This window comes from Achromobacter sp. SLBN-14, from assembly GCF_006715415.1.
GTDB classification, from domain to species: domain Bacteria; phylum Pseudomonadota; class Gammaproteobacteria; order Burkholderiales; family Burkholderiaceae_B; genus Achromobacter; species Achromobacter mucicolens.
Genome location: NZ_VFNE01000001.1, coordinates 1,824,668 through 1,843,285 on the forward strand (window position 1 = coordinate 1,824,668; position 18,618 = coordinate 1,843,285).

The window sequence follows — 18,618 nt, forward strand, 5'->3', positions numbered from 1 at the left end:
CAATCCAACAGGCGCCAACCATCCTGCACGGCGCCTCCCGGCAAGATTAGGGCCGCGTCCACCCCAGCTCTATCCGAATACCGCCACCCTTATCCGGGATTCACTTAATTCCCAATGCGGCCCGATTACATTACGCTGCCTCCAGATACGGGATCGGTCCCGTCCCGGAGGCTTCCATGCACGGCTGGTCCCGAATCGAGCTGGCGCCCTTGTTGCAACGGCGCGTCTTCAGCTCCACGCAACAGGATGAGACCCGCGCGCGCGTGTCCGAAGCCCTGAAGGACCACCGCCTCACCTGGAAAGGCGGACGCGTCGACGCGGAGCTGAACCGGGGCCGATTCGGCTCGCTGACCGTCTGTACGTTGCGCTACGGCGCCGAAGTCCACATCGAACCCGACCGCCTGCAGGACTTCATGCTAGTCCAGGTGCCGCTGCGCGGCCGCGCCCGCATCGAATGCGGCGACGAAGGCGTCAACGCCGACCCCGACTGCGCCGCCGTCATCGCCCCCAACCGCCGCCTGCGCCTGCACTGGGAGGCCGGCTGCGAACAACTGCTGCTCAAGATCCCAAGAGGCAAACTGGAAGCCATGGGCCAACGCGCCTTCGGCGACGCCGCCGCAGGCCCCCTGGACTTCAGTCCCGCCCTGCGCCTGGACACTCCCATCGGCGCCGCCTGGCGCAGCATGATGACCAGCCTCATCCACCTGCTTCCCACCCTGGACGACGGCGCCCGCCGCCCACCCGCCGCGTGGCTGGAGCACCTGGAAGACACCCTGGTCCTGCACCTGCTCTACAACCAGCCCAACACCTGGCAAACCCAAGCCGGCCAGCCCAACACCGTCCCGCGCCGCCTCAGCATCGCCGAGACCTACATGCGCGAACGCCTGGGCGCCCCCCTGACCCTGAACGACATCGCCCGCCACGCCGGCGCCAGCGCCACCGCGCTCACGCGCCTGTTCCAGGAACACCGGAACACCACGCCGATGAATGCGCTGCGCGCATTCCGGCTGGACGCGGCGAGGACACGGTTGAAGACCCAGCCGGACGCGAGCGTCACGGAGGTGGCGCTGAGCGTGGGGTTCGGGCATTTGGGCCGGTTTTCTGAGTATTACCGGGAGCGTTTTGGAGAACTCCCGAGAGAGACGCGGCGCGCAGCGGGATGATGGAACGCGGTGTCTGACACCCGAATCAGTCCTACGCCCAGGCACGGGTGTCAGACACCCGATTCAGTCTTACGTGGCAAAAACAACGCCCACCGCGAGCGCGCAGCGCACCTGTCAGCCGCAAGACACCGCGTAAGCCCCACCAGGCCGCCCGCGCGGCCGCAGTGGGGCGGGCAACGCAAGATGCTTTGAACCCGAGCAACCGCAGGCACGAACCTCAAGAACTCAATTCGCCCCAACGCGCGACAAGCTGAAACCGCCAGAGCCCGGCGTGGCGGCGGCCTGGGGTGCGCGGGGCGTGTAGATGCGCCCGAGGGAATCTGAAGGGAAGGCCGAAGGCCTGGACGAAGATGACGAAGGGGGAGTCCGGAGCGAAGGCTCCGGACCGCAATCGTAGCCCCGCGCGCCCCAGGCCGACGACGCGCCGGGCGTCTTAAGAACGGCACCGGGGCATCATGAAGGTGTCAGACACCCGGCCATGACCGCCGTGCGATGACGATTATCTCCTGCGGGTGTCAGACACCTTGTATCTTGGCCACTGTAGTGATTAGCTATCGCTACAAGCGGACCGATGAGCGTGTTCAGACACCTAGAGCCTGGACTTTGTGGTTCAGATTACGCCTCGGTTCCGCACCTCTGAGCCGGCTGGACACTGGACGGTAGCCTAGGGCATTGGACCCTGTATGTACAAGGCAAGTGGGCGCAGCGGGCTTCTTTGGTATTGGCAAGGGAGCTTAGGTTTATGTTTTTTCTCGGAATTGACGTTTCTAAGGCGAAGCTGGATTGCGCGCTGCTTGGCAGCGATGCCAACAAACGCAAGACCAAGGTCGTACCCAACTCGATAGCGGGCGTGCAGACGCTGCTGCAGTGGTGCGCCAAGCAGGGAGCCGAGCCGGCGCAGTTGCATGCCGTGCTCGAGCCCACAGGGCAATACCATGAGCAGGCTGCCACGGCCCTGCATGACGCTTCGGTCAGTGTCTCGTTGGTCAACCCTGCCCAGGTGCGCGACTTCGCTGGGGCGCTGGCGGTGCGCTCCAAAACCGATGGAATCGATAGCTACGTGCTGGCCCGCTACGGTCAGGCGCTCAAGCCTGGGCTGTGGCGCCCCGCACCGCTGCATGCCCGTCAACTACGGGCCTTGTTGGCTCGGCGCGACGCGCTGGCCAAGGATCTGCAGCGCGAACTCAATCGCCAGGAGAAGACGCAGTTCAGTGATCCACCCGTGCTGGTCGAGGGATCCATAGCCAAAACGATCGCGTTCCTGCGCGAAGAGATCAAACGCCTGGATCATGCGATCAATGACCACATCGACCGCCACCCGGACCTGAAGGAGGATCGGGAACTGCTGACCAGCATCCCCGGCATCGGGGATCGAGCGGGGAACTCGATCCTGTCGATCATGCATAACCGACACATCGAGTCAGCCGAGGGCTTGGCCTCCTACTTGGGGGTGGTACCGGTGCAACGCCAGTCCGGCACCAGTCTGAACAGCCGGCCGCGGCTATCTAAAACGGGTCCCAGCACGGTACGTGCCACCCTCTACATGGCCGCTATCGTCAGCAAGCGCTTCAACCCACACGTTGGTGCGCTTTATGCGCGACTCTTAGCAGCTGGAAAGAGCAAAATGGCCGCGCTAGGCGCGGCCATGAGAAAGCTGGTGCATCTGTGCTTCGGCGTGCTTAAAACTCGGACACCGTATCGGCCCGACTACGTCTGAACGCTTGACGGTCAAGACGGTATCTGACGATCTGAGGATCCTGAGAGCGCCAGTAAACCACTTCAGCAAAACCCGCCAACAAACCAAACAAAAGCGCGGCCAAAAGCACCAAAGGCCCGCCGCTCCAGCCCCCCGGTGCCGGCCGGGCAGCAAAAGCGGCGAACCTTCGGTACACCGTCAAGCCGAATAACGCGTTACTGCGCAGGCACCACCGCAGTCACTTCAATCTCGACCTTCGCGCGATCCTCCACCAGATCGGCAACCTCCACCGCCGTCATCGCCGGGAAATGCCGGCCGATCAACTCACGGTAGTGCTTGCCGATGCCCGGATAAGCCGCCACGTATTCATTCTTGTCCGTCACATACCACGTCATCCGCACGATATGTTCCGGCTTCGCCCCGCCCTCGGCCAGGATCTGCACGATGTTCAGCAGCGCCTGACGCACCTGGTCCGCGAAGTCATCGGACTCGAACTGCTGCTGCCCGTTCCAGCCCACCTGTCCGCCTACGAACACCAGCTTGCTGCCCACCTGCATCTCGGTCAGCACACCATTCGAATAGCCCCGGGGCGCCATCCAATCCGGCGGTTGCAGAATCTTCATAACGTCTCATCCTATTGATCAAATAAACAAACCACAGGGTGGCGCCCGCTTATGCCGCGGTTGCCAGATAATCCTGCATGCGTTCCCGCAGATCCGCGGGCAGCGGCATCGACTTCATCGTCCGCAGGTCCACCGTCACGATCGTCAGCGTTGCCGACAACCGCAACTGCCCGTCAGGCCCTTCAAAACGCACCAGCGCCTTGAATGACGCCCCGCCGATGCGTTGCACCGAAAGCGTCTGACGAAGCTTTTCGTGCCAGCGGCTTGGCGCGCTGAAATCGCACGTCACCGACGCCATCGGCGTGCCGATGTGCCGCTCCACGTGCAGCGCATGAAATGGCAGCCCCATTCCCTTGTCGAACCACTCCTCGACGAAATCATTGATCATCTCGAAATAGCGCGGATAGAACACGATGCCCGCCGGGTCGCAATGCCGGAAGCGGACTTCTACCTGACTCACGAAGGGTGCTGCCATGATGTTTCCTTGTTGCCGATTGCCTGCTTATGCCATCTTGCGCAGCGCAAAGCGCTGCAGCTTGCCGGTTTCCGTGCGCGGCAACGCGTCCACGAACTCGATCGCCCGCGGATACTTGTAGGGCGCAATGTTCGCCTTCACGAACGTCTGCATCGCCGTCACCAGTTCCGCGCTCGGCGCAAAGCCCGGCTTGAGCACCACGAACGCCTTCACCACCTGCCCGCGCTCGTCATCCATCGCGCCCACCACCCCGCACTCCGCCACCGCCTCATGGCGCAGCAGCGCGTCCTCGACTTCCGGGCCCGCGATGTTGTAGCCCGCCGACACGATCATGTCGTCGTTGCGCGCCTGATAGAACAGATAGCCGTCGTCGTCCTGCACGAACGTATCGCCCGGCAGATTCCAGCCGTTCTGCACAAAGCGGCGCTGGCGATCATCCGCCAGATAACGGCAGCCGGTCGGCCCCTTGATCGCCAGGCGGCCCACCGTGCCATTGGGCACCGGCTTCATCTCGTCGTCCACGATCTGCGCCACATAGCCCGGCACCACGCGGCCGATTGCGCCGCGGCGCACCGACTCCGGCGGGCTCGACACGAACACGTGGATCATCTCCGTGCCCCCGATCCCGTCGATCATCTCGATCCCCGTCGCATCCTTCCAGAGCTGGCGCGTCGCATCCGGCAGCGCCTCGCCCGCCGACACGCTCTTCTTCAGCGACGACAGATCGAATTTTCCCACCAGCGCCGCCATCTGCCGGTAGAAGGTCGGCGCCGTGAACACGATCGTCGCGCGGAATTCCTGGATCAGTTCCAGAAGGCTCTCCGGCGACAGCTTCTCGGCCAGCACCGTGCTGGCGCCTACCCGCAGCGGAAAGCACAGCAGCCCGCCCAGACCGAACGTGAACGCCAGCGGCGGCGTGCCGCAGAAAATGTCGTCCGGCCCCGGCTTGATCACATGCTTGGGGAACAAATCGCACATCGCCAGCACGTCGCGATGAAAATGCATGCAGCCCTTGGGCGCGCCCGTCGTGCCGCTGGTGAACGCAATCAGGCACACATCGTCCGCCGCCGTATCGCAAGCCTCGAACGTATCCGGCTTGCCGGCGGCCAGCGTATCCAGCGCATCGGCTGCCGCGTCATTGAAATACATGACCTGCGCCAGGCCCGGGCAATGGTTCTCGTGGTCCGGCTGCGCGCAGAACTGCGCCTCGTCCTTCAGGCGCACGTCGCACAGCACCGCCTGGATCTGCGCCTTCTCGATGATCTGCTTCAGTTCCTTCGAACGCAGCAGCGGCATCGTCGGCACCGTCACCAGGCCCGCCTTGATCGCGGCCAGCCACGACGCCGCCATCATCGGATTGTTCGGCCCGCGCAACAGCAGGCGGTTGCCCGGCACCAGCTTCATGTCCTCGGTCAGCACATGCGCGATGCGGTTGGTCAGCGCCGCCAGTTCGCGATAGGTCATCGACGCCTGCTTGCCGTCCTGGCGCCAGCGCAAGGCCACGCGGTCGCCGTGGCCGCGCCCGACCATGGCGTCCACCAATTCCACCGCGCAATTGAAACGCTTCGGATAGGCCACGTCGGGGCCGTCCAGCAGGAACTCAGGCCATTGTTCGCCCGGGGGCAGGTTGTCCCGGGCGAAGGTGTCGATGTGGGCGGATACTTCCATGAAAATTCCCCTTGGCTAGTGCGATGCGGTTTACGTTGCAAAAGGCAGGCGCTCGATGGCCCCTTTACGCCTTCAGCAGTTCACGGGCGATGATCAACTTTTGAACTTCCGTGGCGCCTTCGTAGATACGCAGCGCTCTGATTTCCCTGTAAAGCTTCTCCACCGGCATCCCCGACACCACGCCCGCGCCGCCGAACATCTGCAAGGCCCGGTCGATCACGGTCTGCGCCGACTCGGTGGCCGTCATCTTGGCCATCGCGGCTTCGCGCGTGGTGCGCAGCTTCTGCACGTCGCGCATCCACGCGGCGCGGTACGTCAGCAGCGCCGAGGCATCGATGGCGGTCGCCATGTCGCCCAGCGCGGCTTGCGTCAGTTGCAGGTCGGCCAGCGTCTGGCCGAACATGCGGCGCGTCTTGGCGCGCGCCAATCCTTCATCCAGCGCCCGGCGCGCAAAGCCCAGCGCCGCCGCCGCCACCGATGCGCGGAAGATATCCAGCGTCATCATGGCCAGCTTGAATCCCTGCCCCGCGTCGCCCAACCGGTGCGTGGCCGGCACGCGGCAGTTGTCGAACGTGATCGTCGCCAGCGGGTGCGGCGCAATCAGATCGATGCGCTCCGACACCTCGAACCCCGGCGTATCCGCATCCACCACGAACGCGCTGATGCCGCGCGCCCCCGGCGCTTCGCCCGTGCGCGCAAAGACGCAGTAGAAGTCCGCGATGCCGCCGTTGGAGATCCACGTCTTGGCGCCGTTCAGCACGTAATGGTCGCCGTCCAGCTTGGCCTCGCACGCCAGCGCCGCCACGTCCGAGCCCGCGTCGGGTTCGGACAGCGCGAAGGCCGCAATCGCCTCGCCGCGCGCCACGCGCGGCAAGTAATGCTGACGCAGCGCATCCGAGCCCATCAGCGAAATGGCACCGCTGCCCAGCCCCTGCATCGCAAACGCAAAGTCCGCCAGCCCTTCATGGCGGGCAAAGGTTTCGCGCAGGATGCACACGGCGCGCGAATCGACCTCGGGCAGCGCGCCGCCCCAGGCCCCGCCCGGACCGCCCGCCACCGCATACCGCAGCCACCCGGCCTGGCCCATGGCCTTGACCAGCTTCCGGCACGCCGCGTCCGCATCGTGATGGTCCACGTCGCCCAGCGATTGCTCGCACCAGGCGTCGACCTCATGCGCCAGCTTGCGATGCGCGTCGTCGAAAAAGGGCCAGTCCAGCCAGCTTGCGTCGCGCATCGTCAATTCCCCTCGAAGACAGGCTTTTGCTTGGCCACGAAGGCCTCGTAGGCGCGATGGAAATCGCGCGTCTGCATGCAGATGGCCTGCGCCTCGGCTTCGGCCTCGATGGCTTCGTCCACGCCCATGTTCCATTCCTGATGCAGCAGCTTCTTGGTCACGCCGTGCGCGAAGGTCGGACCCGCGGCCAGCTGCGCGGCCAGCGTCTGCGCCGCTTCCAGCAGCTTGCCGGACTCGTGCAGCGCATTGAAAAAGCCCCAGCTTGCGCCCTCGTCCGCCGTCATCGCGCGGCCCGTGTACAGCAGCTCGGAAGCGCGGCCTTGGCCGATCATGCGCGGCAGCAGCGTGCAGGCGCCCATGTCGGCGCCCGCCAGACCCACACGGGTGAAGAGGAACGCGGTGCGCGCCGCCGGCGTGCCCAACCGCATGTCCGAGGCCAGCGCCACCATCGCGCCCGCGCCGGCGCACACGCCGTCCACCGCCGCCACGATGGGCTGCGGGCACGCCCGCATCGCCTTGACCAGATCACCCGTCATGCGCGTGAAGTCCAGCAGTTCCGGCATGCTCATCTTCGTGAGCGGGCCGATGATCTCGTGCACGTCGCCGCCCGAGCAGAAATTGCCGCCCGCGCCCGTCACCACCACCACCTTGACGTCGGTGGCATACACCAGCGACCGGAAGAAATCGCGCAGTTCCGCGTACGAATCGAACGTCAGCGGGTTCTTGCGCTCGGGACGGTTCAGCGTGATGGTGCCGACCTTGCCGTCGTCCGACACCTGCCACAGAAACGTCTTCGCCTGGTAACCGGCGATGGGACGCTTGTGATGCTTCATGGTGTGTTCTTCGGGCTGGGTGCTCATGGTGTCTCCGTTCGTGAATGCTGGATGGTTGGGGCGCCGGACTCAGCCGGTCATCACTTCGCCGCCGTCGACGGCGATCGCCTGGCCGTTGATGGAGGCGGAAGCCGGCAACGCCAGCCACGCGACCGTCTCGGCCACTTCCTCGGGCTGCACCAGGCGGCCCTGCGGGTTGCGCTCGGCCAGCTTCAGGCGAGCGGCGTCCGGCGTCATGCCGGTCTTCTCAACGATGTTGGCCACCGCGCCCCGAACGATGTCGGTCTCGGTATAGCCGGGGCAGACCGCGTTGACCGTCACGCCCTTCTGCGCCGTTTCCAACGCCAGCGACCGGGTCAGGCCTATGACACCGTGCTTTGCGGCGCAGTAGGCACTTACATACCCGTAGCCGATCAGCCCGGCGGTGCTGGCCACGTTGATCACGCGGCCCCATTTTTCCTGCAGCATGCCGGGCAATGCAGCCTGGATGCAGTGAAAGGTGCCCGTCAAATTGACGGCCAGCATCTGGTTCCACAGCGCCGCATCCGTCCGGTCAAAACGCTGGCTGACCGCCTGCCCCGCGTTGTTCACCAGGATCAGCACCGGACCGAATTCGGCCTCGGCCTGCGCGAAGGCCGCGCGCACCGAAGCTTCGTCGGCGATGTCCGCACTGACGGCCTGCACCTGACCCAGCCGGGCCAGCTCGTCGGTCGCGGCATCCAGCGCGCCGCCGTCGCGGCCCAGCAGCGTGACGCGCGCGCCGCGCTGCAGCAGCGACCGGGCGGCGGCCAGGCCGATGCCGCGGGCGCCGCCCGTCACCAGGGCGTGACGCCCGGCGAGCGGTAGCGGTTGTGCATTCATTTGATATCCAGTTGCGCCATGGCGGCGGCGCGTTCGAAGTTGGTTTCCAGCTGGCGCTTGCCCGCGAAATACTGGCTCGGCCACGCCACATCAACATAGCCCACCCGAGCCGCTTCGCGCAGCGTCCAGGAGGCGTCAGCCAAATGGGGACGTGCCAGCGCGCACAGGTCCGCGCGGCCCGAGGCGATGATGCCGTTGGCGTGATCGGCCTCGAAGATGGCACCCACGGCAATCGTGGGGATGCCCGCTTCGTTGCGGACGCGGTCGGCAAACGGCGTCTGGAACATGCGGCCGTACACCGGCTTTTCTTCCTTGCTGACCTGACCGGACGAGCAATCGATCATGTCGGCGCCCGCCGCCTTGAAGTGACGCGCGATCTCGACCGCGTCGTCCGCGGTGATGCCGCCTTCCACCCAATCGCTGGCCGAGATCCGCACCGACATCGGCTTGTCTTCGGGCCACACGGCGCGCACCGCATGGAACACTTCCAGCGGGAAGCGCAGCCGGTTCTCCAGGCTGCCGCCGTACTCGTCGTCGCGCCGGTTGGTCAGCGGCGAAATGAAGCTGGACAACAGATAACCGTGCGCGCAGTGCAGTTCCAGCCAGTCGAACCCGGCCGCCGCCGCGCGGCGTGCGGCCGCCACGAAGTTGTCGCGCACCTGATCCATGTCCTCGCGCGTCATGGCGCGCGGCGTCTGCGACACGCCTTCGATGTACGGCAGCGCCGACGCCGAGACCAGCGGCCAGTTGCCTTCGGCCAGCGGATGATCGATCTTCTGCCAGCCCAGCTGCGTCGACCCCTTGCGGCCCGCGTGACCCAGCTGCATGCCGATACGCGCATCGCTGTTGCTGTGCACGAAATTCACGATGCGGGAAAACGCCTGCTGCTGCTCGTCGTTCCACAGCCCCGGGCACCCCGGCGTGATGCGGCCATCGGGCGACACGCAGGTCATTTCCACCATCACCAGCCCCGCCCCGCCCATGGCGCGCGCGCCCAGGTGAACCAGGTGGAAATCACCCGGCACGCCATCCGTGCACGAGTACATGGCCATCGGCGACACCAGGATGCGGTTCTTCAGCCGCACGCCACGCACCTGATACGGCGTCAGCATCGGAATGGCCGGACGACGGCCCTCGGGCGTGGCGGCCCCGGCGCGTTCGGCGATCCAGCGTTCAAAACCTTCCAGCCAGGCCGGGTCGCGCAGACGCAGGTTCTCGTGCGAGATGCGCTGCGAACGGGTCAACAGCGAATAGGCGAATTGCTCGGGTTCCAGCTCGGCGTAACGCTCGACGTTTTCAAACCATTCAGTGGAATTGCGCGCCGCGTTCTGGATCTTCAACACCTCGACGCTGCGCACTTCCTCGTAGTGATGCAGGCCCGCTTCCACGCTGCCTTCCGCGCCGCTCAGGCAGCGCGCCAGCTCAATCGCGTCTTCCAGCGCCAGCTTGGTGCCGGAGCCGATGGAAAAGTGCGCGGTATGCGCCGCATCGCCCATCAGCACGACCGGCACCCGGCGCGTGCCACGCGCGGTTTCCAGATCGTTCCAATGGACCCACGTATTGCAGATGACCCGCGGGAAGCGGATCCAGATCGCCGAGCCGCGCAGGTGCGAGGCGTTGCTGATGAGCTTGTTGCCATCCAGCCAGGGCGCGAACAGCTTCTCGCAGTACGCGATGCCCTCTTCCTGGCTCATCTGCTCGATGCCGGCGGCTTGCCAGGTTTCCTCGGGCGTTTCCACGATGAACGTGGACATCCCGTCCTCGTAGCGGTAAGCGTGCGCCTGAAACCAGCCGTGTTCGGTCTGCACGAAGGCAAAGGTGAACGCGTCGAACACCTTTTTCGTGCCCAGCCACACGAAGCGGCAGCGGCGCTGGTCGATATCGGGATGGAACGTGTCCGCGTAGCGGGTGCGGATCTGGCTGTTGATGCCGTCCGAGGCAATGACGAGGTCGGCATCGTACTCGCGGGCGATGGCCTGATCATCCTGAACGAAGTTCTCGAACACGAGCTTGACGCCAACATCCTCGCAACGCGCCTGCAGGATGTTCAGGAGCTTCTTGCGGCCAATGCCGATGAAGCCGTGACCGCTGGTGCGGATGCTGCGTCCCTTGAAATGGATGTCGATGTCATCCCAATGGTTGAACGCATCGCCAATGGTTTGCGCCGAGACCGGATCGGCCTCACGCAGGTTCTGCATGGTGGCGTCGGAGAACACCACGCCCCAGCCAAAAGTGTCATACGGACGGTTGCGTTCGATGACGGTGACTTCGTTGGCGGGATTCTGCAGTTTCATGAGCAGACCGAAATACAGGCCGGCGGGACCGCCGCCGATGCAGACTATCTTCATTGCCGTATACGCTCCAAGTACGCGACAGTCGCTCTTGGTGCCGGAGCGGAAGCCGCAGATATTTAGGTCTGGATAGTTTAGGCTTGAAATATATATCGGAAGTGGTGGGTGTGCAAATGAGGGAAAGTATTTAGGGATGCTGGATTGGGAGGGGAAATGGGGACGGCTGATGGAGGATGGGGAGTTGAGCTGGGTTTGACGTTGGCTCTGGTTTGGCGGTGGGTCGAAGCTCGTGGGGATGGCGTTCTGCTTCCGCCCCTCGGCGCGGTCGGCAGGGGCACGATCGCCCACGATTGCGGTCCGGAGCCTTCGCTCCGGACTGCCCCGTCGTCATCTTCGTCCGCCTTCGGCTCCCTTCAGATTCCCTCGGGCGCATCGACGGCGCTCGCGCCCCTGCCGCCCGCACCGAGGAGCTGCGCTGTGCATGTCTCGGGACGCTGCTAGAGCCGTGGTCAGGGAAGATTCTTGCGGGGCCCGCCGAATCGCGGCCGTGCGGGCGGCCACGATCGGCATACGCGGTGTGGGGCGTCGAGGCGGTGGTCGCTTGCGCGCTGGCGGGGATTGGGGTGCTAAGGCTCCAGCATCACTTGGGGGGAGGCGGTGATGGGCGGCGCGCGGCGACGGGCTGCTACAGCTTGACGGTCGGGTCGCGCGCCGCCCATCGGAGACTTGAGTTCAATTGATGATTAGTGACGGACCGCTTGGTGGTGTCTGACAGCCGGGGAGTGTCATAAATTTTGTGTTTGGGGCCTAACATGTTGCTCAAGGAGCATGTATGGCTACCAAGAAAAAAACGCCGCTGAGGGAACTGCCGGCGATTCCAGCAGAGTTGGTTGATCAATTCGTCAAAGGCCCTATGACCGCCGAGGCGGTGCAGGACCTGTCGATGGCGTTCAAGAAGGCGCTGATCGAACGGGCCCTGGGAGCGGAATTGGGCCACCACCTGGGCTATCCGGCGGGCGGCGAGCGCCCCGAGCAGGCCACCAATCAACGCAACGGCAAGAGTTCCAAGACAGTCCTGACCGATGACGGGCCGCTGCGGGTGGAGATCCCACGCGACCGCGATGGCAGCTTCGCTCCGATCCTGATCCCCAAGCACGAGCGCCGCTTTACCGGGTTCGACGACAAGATCATCGCCATGTACGCCCGCGGCATGACGGTGCGCGAGATCCAAGGGTTTCTGCTCGAGCAGTACGGCACGGAAGTCTCGCCGGAGTTCGTCAGCTCGGTGACCGACGCGGTGATGGACGAGGTCACGGCCTGGCAAACGCGGCCTCTGGAGACGATGTATCCGGTGGTGTTCTTCGACGCGCTGCGGGTCAAGATCCGCGAGGACGGCGTGGTGCGCAACAAGGCCGTGTACTTGGCGCTGGCGGTGTTGCCAGACGGCACGCGCGACATCCTGGGCCTGTGGATCGAGCAGACCGAAGGTGCCAAGTTCTGGATGAAGGTGTTCAACGAGCTCAAGACCCGCGGCACGCAGGACATCCTGATCGCTGTCACTGACGGTCTAAAGGGCATGGAGCAGGCGCTGAATGCGGTGTTCCCGGCCACGACGCTGCAGACTTGCATCGTGCACCTGATCCGCTCCAGCCTGGAATACGCCAGCTGGAAGGAGCGCCGCACGGTGGCTGCGGCGCTAAGGCCGATCTACACGGCAGCGACCGTGGAGGCAGCGCTGGCCGCGCTCGTGCAGTTCGAGCAAGGCCCTTGGGGCCAGCGCTACGCCCCGATCGCTGACGCATGGCGCCGGGCCTGGGACCGTGTGATCCCGTTCTTTACGTTCCCACCGGCGATCCGCAAGGTGATTTACACCACCAATGCGATCGAGAGCATTAATGCCCAACTGCGCCGCGCGGTGAAAACGCGAGGTCACTTCCCAAGCGACGAAGCGGCCACCAAGCTACTGTGGCTGGTCTTGCGCAACATCACCGGGGCCTGGGGCAGCGCCACGCACGACTGGAAGGCCGCTATGAACCAGTTCGCCGTGATTTATGCAGAACGCTTCACTGACCCGTATCGCTGAGATAGCATCCATAAGCCTGATCGAAACAACTATCAGGCTTCTAACGCCTCAAACACAAAAATACTGACACTCCCGACAGCCGAGTCTGTCTTACAAATTCGCCGGTGTCTGACACCTGCTCAGAACGAGCGCCTTCGCCAGGACGGGTGTCTGACACCCAAGAAGCACCCTTCAAGCCTGTAGCCTATCTATGTGGGTGTCAGACACCTTGTATCTTGGCCACTGTAGTGATTAGCTATCGCTACAAGCGGACCGATGAGCGTGTTCAGACACCTAGAGCCTGGACTTTGTGGTTCAGATTACGCCTCGGTTCCGCACCTCTGAGCCGGCTGGACACTGGACGGTAGCCTAGGGCATTGGACCCTGTATGTACAAGGCAAGTGGGCGCAGCGGGCTTCTTTGGTATTGGCAAGGGAGCTTAGGTTTATGTTTTTTCTCGGAATTGACGTTTCTAAGGCGAAGCTGGATTGCGCGCTGCTTGGCAGCGATGCCAACAAACGCAAGACCAAGGTCGTACCCAACTCGATAGCGGGCGTGCAGACGCTGCTGCAGTGGTGCGCCAAGCAGGGAGCCGAGCCGGCGCAGTTGCATGCCGTGCTCGAGCCCACAGGGCAATACCATGAGCAGGCTGCCACGGCCCTGCATGACGCTTCGGTCAGTGTCTCGTTGGTCAACCCTGCCCAGGTGCGCGACTTCGCTGGGGCGCTGGCGGTGCGCTCCAAAACCGATGGAATCGATAGCTACGTGCTGGCCCGCTACGGTCAGGCGCTCAAGCCTGGGCTGTGGCGCCCCGCACCGCTGCATGCCCGTCAACTACGGGCCTTGTTGGCTCGGCGCGACGCGCTGGCCAAGGATCTGCAGCGCGAACTCAATCGCCAGGAGAAGACGCAGTTCAGTGATCCACCCGTGCTGGTCGAGGGATCCATAGCCAAAACGATCGCGTTCCTGCGCGAAGAGATCAAACGCCTGGATCATGCGATCAATGACCACATCGACCGCCACCCGGACCTGAAGGAGGATCGGGAACTGCTGACCAGCATCCCCGGCATCGGGGATCGAGCGGGGAACTCGATCCTGTCGATCATGCATAACCGACCTATCGAGTCAGCCGAGGGCTTGGCCTCCTACCTGGGGGTGGTGCCGGTGCAACGCCAGTCCGGCACCAGTCTGAACAGCCGGCCGCGGCTATCTAAAACGGGTCCCAGCACGGTACGTGCCACCCTCTACATGGCCGCTATCGTCAGCAAGCGCTTCAACCCACACGTTGGTGCGCTTTACGCGCGGCTCTTAGCAGCTGGAAAGAGCAAAATGGCCGCGCTAGGCGCGGCCATGAGAAAGCTGGTGCATCTATGCTTCGGCGTGCTTAAAACTCGGACACCGTATCGGCCCGACTACGCCTGAACGCTTGACGGTCAAGACGGTATCTGGTGAGACGCGCGCACCTACGCGCAAAGCGTCATCATCCAATCGCAAGACGCCGCGTAAGTCTCCGGAGGCCGCCCGCGCGGCCGAACGGAGACGGGCAACGCAAGATGCTTCTGGCCCGGAAAAGACGGCAACAGAATGCCAAGCACACCGACCGCCCCAGCGACCATCAGATTTCAATTGCCAGAGTCCGGTGCGGTGGCGGCCCGGGGTGCGCGGGGCGTCGATAAGCCCGAGGGAATCTGAAGGGAGCCGAAGGCGGACGAAGATGACGACGGGGCAGTCCGGAGCGAAGGCTCCGGACCGCAATCGTGGCCCCGCGCGCCCCGGGCCGCCGCCGTGCCGGACGCATCAAGAACTCAACCCGACAACCAAAGCAATCCGCCCCAGGATCGCCACAGTGTCAGATGCCCTGAGGGCTCAATCCAGCAACCAAAGCAAACTGATCACCCCCGAGCCCGCAACCACTCCTCAAGATCCCCCGCAGGCAACGGCGGTGAAAACAGAAACCCCTGCCCCGCCGCACACCCCTGCTCGATCAGGAACCGCCGCTGCTCTTCGTTTTCAACGCCCTCTGCCACCACCGGCAGACTCAGGCTCTCCCCGATCCGGATCACCGCGCTGGTCAGCGCCCGCGCTGCGTCGTCGCTCTCCAATCCCTGAACGAAACTGCGGTCCAGCTTCAGTTCATCAACGATCAGCCGGCGCAAGTGGCCCAAGCTGGAATACCCCGTCCCGAAGTCGTCCATCGACAGCCGCACGCCCAGGCGATGCAGTTCGGCAATCGTGCGCAGCGTGCCTGCCGTCGCGTCCAGCACCACGCCCTCGGTGATCTCCAGCATCAGATCCGCCGGCGCCAGCCCGAATTCGGCCAGCGTCGCAGCAATCATGCGCGGCAGATTCAGGTTGTGGAAATTGGTTGCCGACAGGTTCACCGACACCGACGGCACGCGCAGGCCGTTGTGGCGCCAGATCGACAGTTGCGAGCAGGCTTCTCGGAGTGCCCAGTCGCCCAGGTCACCGATCAGCCCGCACTCCTCGGCCAGCGGCACAAAGCGTGCCGGAGAGATGTCGCCCAGCGTCGGGTGACGCCAGCGGGCCAGCGCCTCCACCCCGTACAGGCTGCCGTTCTTCAAGCCCACCTGCGGCTGGTAATGCAAGCGCAATGCCTTGGCTTCCAGCGCGTCTCGCAACGCCGCTTCCAGCGCCAGTCTTTCCTGCGCCTGGCGGTTCATCTCCGCGCTGAAGAATGAAATGCGGTTGCGGCCCGCCGTCTTGGCCTGGTACATCGCCATGTCCGCATGGCGCAGCAGCGTATCCATGTCGCGGCCGTTTTCCGGGAACACGCTGATGCCGATGCTCACCGACGGGTTCAGCGTGATGCCGCCCACCGAGAACGGCTGCGCCAGCGCCACCAGGATGTGTTCCGCGGCGGCGGTCAGGCGGCCGTGTTCGAACTCCGGCATCAGCATCACGAACTCGTCGCCCGACAGGCGGCCCACGATGTCCGTCGCGCGCGCCAGGCGGCGCAGGCGCTGCGCCACGTCGCGCAGCAGCGCGTCGCCGATCGGATGGCCCAGCGTATCGTTCACCTGCTTGAAGCGGTCCAGGTCCAGGAACAGCACCGCCACGCGCTTGCGTTCCGGTTCGGCGCGCGCGATCGCCTGTTCGGCCTGCGCCAGCAGCAGATTTCGGTTAGGCAGGCCCGTCAGCTCGTCGTAGAACGCCAGTTGGCGGATCCGGGCGCGGGCTTCCTCGCGTTCCAGCGCCAGCGCGCACAGGTACACGCACACGTCCACCAGACGATGATGGAAATCGTCCGGCAGGCGGCGTTCGCGGAAATAGAAGCCGAACGTGCCGATCACCCGGCCGTCGCTCGACTTGATCGGCGACGACCAGCAGGCCTTGTATTCCTCGGGCAGCGGCAGATGGCGGTAATCGTCCCACAGCGGGTCCGTGGCGATGTCCGGCACGATGACCGGCCGGCCCAGAAACGCCGCCGTGCCGCAGGCGCCCACCTGCGGACCGATCGGCACGCCTTCCAGCGCGTCCGAATAGCCCTGCGGCAGGCTGGGCGCGGCCAGCGGACGCAATAGACCCGCATCGTCCACCCGCACCACCGAGGCCGCCACTTCCGGCGCCAGGCGCTCGACCTCGCGGCAGACCATGTTCATGACCTCGACCACCGAGGCCTCGTTCACCATCGCCTGCAGCACCCGGCGCTGCAGCACCTCGTGCACCTTCGTCGGCGTGATGTCCGTCAGCACGTCCACGATGTTGACCAACGTCCCGCGCTCGTCGAACACCGAATTGGCCATGACCGACACCCACAACGGCTTGCCGCCCCGGTCGTAGACCAGCACGTCCTTGTGATAGCCCTCGCGGCAGGCGATGCGGCGATGCAGTTCCTCGCGCGTGCCGCCGTCGGCGCGGCCGCCGGACAGCAGTTCGCCCAGGTCCTGGTTGACCGCGTCGCCGCGCGAGAAGCCCAGCATGCGCTGAAAGCCGTCGTTCACATAGACGATGCGCCCATCACAGCCCGACACCGCCACCGCATTGCCGGTCTCGTTGATGCCCAGCATCAGGAGGCGGATTTCCTCCTGGCGCTCGGCGTCCGCGATCGACTTGCGCGAGATGACCGACACGCGGCCGACCTCGCCCGCTTCGTTCAGCTGCGGCAGATAGGTCGCTTCGATCCACAGCGAAGCGCCTGCCTTCGTGCGATAGCGGCAGGTGCCCGAAAAGTGCTGGCCGCGGCGCAGCCGGGCCCACACCTGCTCGCCGCTGCCGGTGCCCTTGCCTTCGTCCATGCTGTCGCACAGCACGTCGTGGCGCAGCGTCAGGGCCTCTTCGCGGGTGTAACCCACAGCGGCCAGGAAATTGGGATTGCCGTTCAACAAGGAGCCGCTGGCGTCAAAATCGAACAGCAGCAAAGCGCGGTCCATCGACGTCAGATAAGTGCCCACATGCCAAGCGGCGCCTTGGGGGTTCGTCTCCGAACCGCCAAGATGAGAATCAAGCATAAGGGGCTCCAACCCGGATAACAGCTGTTCCGGTTTCATTCAGCGCCTCGGAAAACCAAGGGCGACGCGATCGCGTCCGTCCTGCTTGGCCAGATACAACGCCTGATCCGCCCGGCTGAGCGTCTCTGAGAACGTTTCGCCCAACTGGTGATGCGCCATGCCGATACTGACCGTCAGCCGCAGGACTTCGTCCCCGGCCGGCATCGCCATCGCCCGCACGTCGCCCACCAGGCGGTCCATGACCACCTGCGCGGCTTCCGGCTGCGTCTGCGGCAGCAGCACGAGGAATTCTTCCCCGCCCCAGCGGCCGCAGAGATCGTATTCGCGCAGGCTTTCGCCCAGCACGGCGGCCAGTTCCACCAGGGCGCGGTCGCCGGTTTCGTGGCCAAAACGGTCGTTCACGGCCTTGAAGTGATCCACGTCCAGCATCGCCACGACGAAGCTGTCGCCCGTGCGCGCGGCGCGCTGGACTTCCTGCTTGATCGTCTCCATCAGCGCGCGGCGGTTCAAGAGGCCGGTCAGGGGATCGCGGCTGGACGTTTCCTCGAGCGCGCGGTTCAGGTCGCGCATCATGTTCTGGTAGTGATCCGAGATCCGCGCAATGCGGGTCAACCGGCGCAACTGCCGATCGAACTGGTCGCACAGGCCCAGTTCACGTTCGTGCGCCATGCTTTGGTAGGCGTCCGAAAGCTGGGTCACGCGCTGGATGCGCGTCATCTGTTCCTCGGTGTGCCGCCAAAGCGCTTCCAGCGCGTCGCGCAGCGGATGGCCGGCATGCGCCGGATCCGCCAGCAGTGCGGCGATGCGCTTATCCAGTTCGGCGGCGCCCGGCTTCATTGGCGGCCGACCACCGAGAACGGGAACGTGCAGTCTTCCTTGAACTCTTCGGCCAGTTCGCCCACGCGCTCGTTGCGCATGTCGTAGAACCAGGTCACGCCGACCTCGCGGCCCTTGCGGTGCGCGGCCTCGAGCACATCGAAGATGTCCATCACGGACTTGATGCTGCTGGTGTTCAGGTACAGCAGTTCCAGCTCAAGCTTGAGCGGCGCGTCGTGGTCCTGCAGGTACGTCTCGACCCATTCAATGACCGGGCCGAACAGTTCGAAGGAATTCTCGGGATAGGAGTCGCCGCGCATCGCCAGCACGCCGGCGGCAGCGTCGGCGGCGATGGCGGGCGTGGACTGGGTCCCGGGAATGTTCAGGTCTTTCATCAAATACTCCGAAAATAATCCTTTGAACGCGC

Annotated in this window: 14 protein-coding genes; 4 read left to right on the forward strand and 10 right to left on the reverse strand. The window is 64.7% G+C overall.

The window, feature by feature from the left end:
• Positions 1-176 precede the first annotated feature (176 nt).
• The gene (locus FBY20_RS08375) at positions 177-1,163 is read left to right on the forward strand and encodes an AraC family transcriptional regulator (RefSeq protein ID WP_142051390.1); all 987 of its coding nucleotides are present in this window, start codon (positions 177-179) and stop codon (positions 1,161-1,163) included.
• 742 nt (positions 1,164-1,905) lie between these two features.
• Entirely contained in the window at positions 1,906-2,880 is a 975-nt protein-coding gene (locus tag FBY20_RS08380) for an IS110 family transposase (RefSeq protein WP_142051393.1), read from the forward strand.
• A 194-nt stretch (positions 2,881-3,074) separates the two neighbouring features.
• On the opposite strand, the gene FBY20_RS08385 is transcribed toward FBY20_RS08380, so the two are convergent.
• The 7 genes from FBY20_RS08385 to FBY20_RS08415 form a co-directional block, all read right to left on the reverse strand.
• Positions 3,075-3,482: a RidA family protein gene (locus tag FBY20_RS08385; RefSeq protein ID WP_056327445.1), complete on the reverse strand. Its 408-nt coding sequence runs from the start codon at positions 3,480-3,482 to the stop codon at positions 3,075-3,077.
• A 49-nt stretch (positions 3,483-3,531) separates the two neighbouring features.
• On the reverse strand, positions 3,532-3,957 hold the full coding sequence (locus FBY20_RS08390) for a thioesterase family protein (protein ID WP_062841615.1): 426 nt from the start codon (positions 3,955-3,957) through the stop codon (positions 3,532-3,534).
• Positions 3,958-3,984: 27 nt separating this feature from the next.
• Complete coding sequence (locus FBY20_RS08395; RefSeq protein ID WP_142051395.1) at positions 3,985-5,625, reverse strand: AMP-binding protein; 1,641 nt, start codon at positions 5,623-5,625, stop codon at positions 3,985-3,987.
• Between the two features lie 64 nt (positions 5,626-5,689).
• Entirely contained in the window at positions 5,690-6,859 is a 1,170-nt protein-coding gene (locus FBY20_RS08400; protein ID WP_056327452.1) for an acyl-CoA dehydrogenase family protein, read from the reverse strand.
• A 2-nt stretch (positions 6,860-6,861) separates the two neighbouring features.
• Positions 6,862-7,719, reverse strand: coding sequence for an enoyl-CoA hydratase family protein (locus FBY20_RS08405; protein WP_062841618.1), 858 nt, complete (start codon positions 7,717-7,719; stop codon positions 6,862-6,864).
• A gap of 42 nt (positions 7,720-7,761) precedes the next feature.
• A complete protein-coding gene (locus FBY20_RS08410) occupies positions 7,762-8,553 on the reverse strand; it encodes an SDR family NAD(P)-dependent oxidoreductase (protein ID WP_056327456.1) in 792 nt (263 codons plus the stop codon).
• Positions 8,550-10,901: a bifunctional salicylyl-CoA 5-hydroxylase/oxidoreductase gene (locus FBY20_RS08415; protein ID WP_142051398.1), complete on the reverse strand. Its 2,352-nt coding sequence runs from the start codon at positions 10,899-10,901 to the stop codon at positions 8,550-8,552. The genes FBY20_RS08410 and FBY20_RS08415 overlap by 4 nt, the downstream gene beginning before the upstream one ends.
• A gap of 775 nt (positions 10,902-11,676) precedes the next feature.
• Here FBY20_RS08415 and FBY20_RS08420 point away from each other — a divergent pair.
• Positions 11,677-12,927, forward strand: coding sequence for an IS256 family transposase (locus FBY20_RS08420; RefSeq protein WP_142051401.1), 1,251 nt, complete (start codon positions 11,677-11,679; stop codon positions 12,925-12,927).
• Between the two features lie 426 nt (positions 12,928-13,353).
• A complete protein-coding gene (locus FBY20_RS08425) occupies positions 13,354-14,328 on the forward strand; it encodes an IS110 family transposase (protein ID WP_142051405.1) in 975 nt (324 codons plus the stop codon).
• 470 nt (positions 14,329-14,798) lie between these two features.
• Here FBY20_RS08425 and FBY20_RS08430 read toward each other — a convergent pair whose 3' ends face one another.
• From FBY20_RS08430 to siaC, 3 genes are read right to left on the reverse strand one after another with little or no spacing between them, the layout of a single operon-like run.
• Complete coding sequence (locus FBY20_RS08430) at positions 14,799-17,375, reverse strand: EAL domain-containing protein (protein WP_223574149.1); 2,577 nt, start codon at positions 17,373-17,375, stop codon at positions 14,799-14,801.
• A gap of 39 nt (positions 17,376-17,414) precedes the next feature.
• Positions 17,415-18,212 carry a biofilm regulation diguanylate cyclase SiaD gene (gene siaD, locus FBY20_RS08435; protein WP_142051408.1) on the reverse strand — a complete coding sequence of 266 codons (798 nt, stop codon included), beginning with the start codon at positions 18,210-18,212 and terminating at the stop codon, positions 17,415-17,417.
• Positions 18,209-18,586: a biofilm regulation phosphoprotein SiaC gene (gene siaC / locus FBY20_RS08440; protein ID WP_056327464.1), complete on the reverse strand. Its 378-nt coding sequence runs from the start codon at positions 18,584-18,586 to the stop codon at positions 18,209-18,211. The genes siaD and siaC overlap by 4 nt, the downstream gene beginning before the upstream one ends.
• Positions 18,587-18,618: the final 32 nt, after the last annotated feature.

Bases quoted from the DNA above. Each gene is read 5' to 3' on its own strand.
- FBY20_RS08375 (WP_142051390.1), top strand. From the start codon at position 177: ATGCACGGCTGGTCCCGAATCGAGCTGGCGCCCTTGTTGCAACGGCGC.
- FBY20_RS08380 (WP_142051393.1), top strand. From the start codon at position 1,906: ATGTTTTTTCTCGGAATTGACGTTTCTAAGGCGAAGCTGGATTGCGCG.
- FBY20_RS08385 (WP_056327445.1), bottom strand. From the start codon at position 3,482: ATGAAGATTCTGCAACCGCCGGATTGGATGGCGCCCCGGGGCTATTCG.
- FBY20_RS08390 (WP_062841615.1), bottom strand. From the start codon at position 3,957: ATGGCAGCACCCTTCGTGAGTCAGGTAGAAGTCCGCTTCCGGCATTGC.
- FBY20_RS08395 (WP_142051395.1), bottom strand. From the start codon at position 5,625: ATGGAAGTATCCGCCCACATCGACACCTTCGCCCGGGACAACCTGCCC.
- FBY20_RS08400 (WP_056327452.1), bottom strand. From the start codon at position 6,859: ATGCGCGACGCAAGCTGGCTGGACTGGCCCTTTTTCGACGACGCGCAT.
- FBY20_RS08405 (WP_062841618.1), bottom strand. From the start codon at position 7,719: ATGAGCACCCAGCCCGAAGAACACACCATGAAGCATCACAAGCGTCCC.
- FBY20_RS08410 (WP_056327456.1), bottom strand. From the start codon at position 8,553: ATGAATGCACAACCGCTACCGCTCGCCGGGCGTCACGCCCTGGTGACG.
- FBY20_RS08415 (WP_142051398.1), bottom strand. From the start codon at position 10,901: ATGAAGATAGTCTGCATCGGCGGCGGTCCCGCCGGCCTGTATTTCGGT.
- FBY20_RS08420 (WP_142051401.1), top strand. From the start codon at position 11,677: ATGGCTACCAAGAAAAAAACGCCGCTGAGGGAACTGCCGGCGATTCCA.
- FBY20_RS08425 (WP_142051405.1), top strand. From the start codon at position 13,354: ATGTTTTTTCTCGGAATTGACGTTTCTAAGGCGAAGCTGGATTGCGCG.
- FBY20_RS08430 (WP_223574149.1), bottom strand. From the start codon at position 17,375: ATGCTTGATTCTCATCTTGGCGGTTCGGAGACGAACCCCCAAGGCGCC.
- siaD (WP_142051408.1), bottom strand. From the start codon at position 18,212: ATGAAGCCGGGCGCCGCCGAACTGGATAAGCGCATCGCCGCACTGCTG.
- siaC (WP_056327464.1), bottom strand. From the start codon at position 18,586: ATGAAAGACCTGAACATTCCCGGGACCCAGTCCACGCCCGCCATCGCC.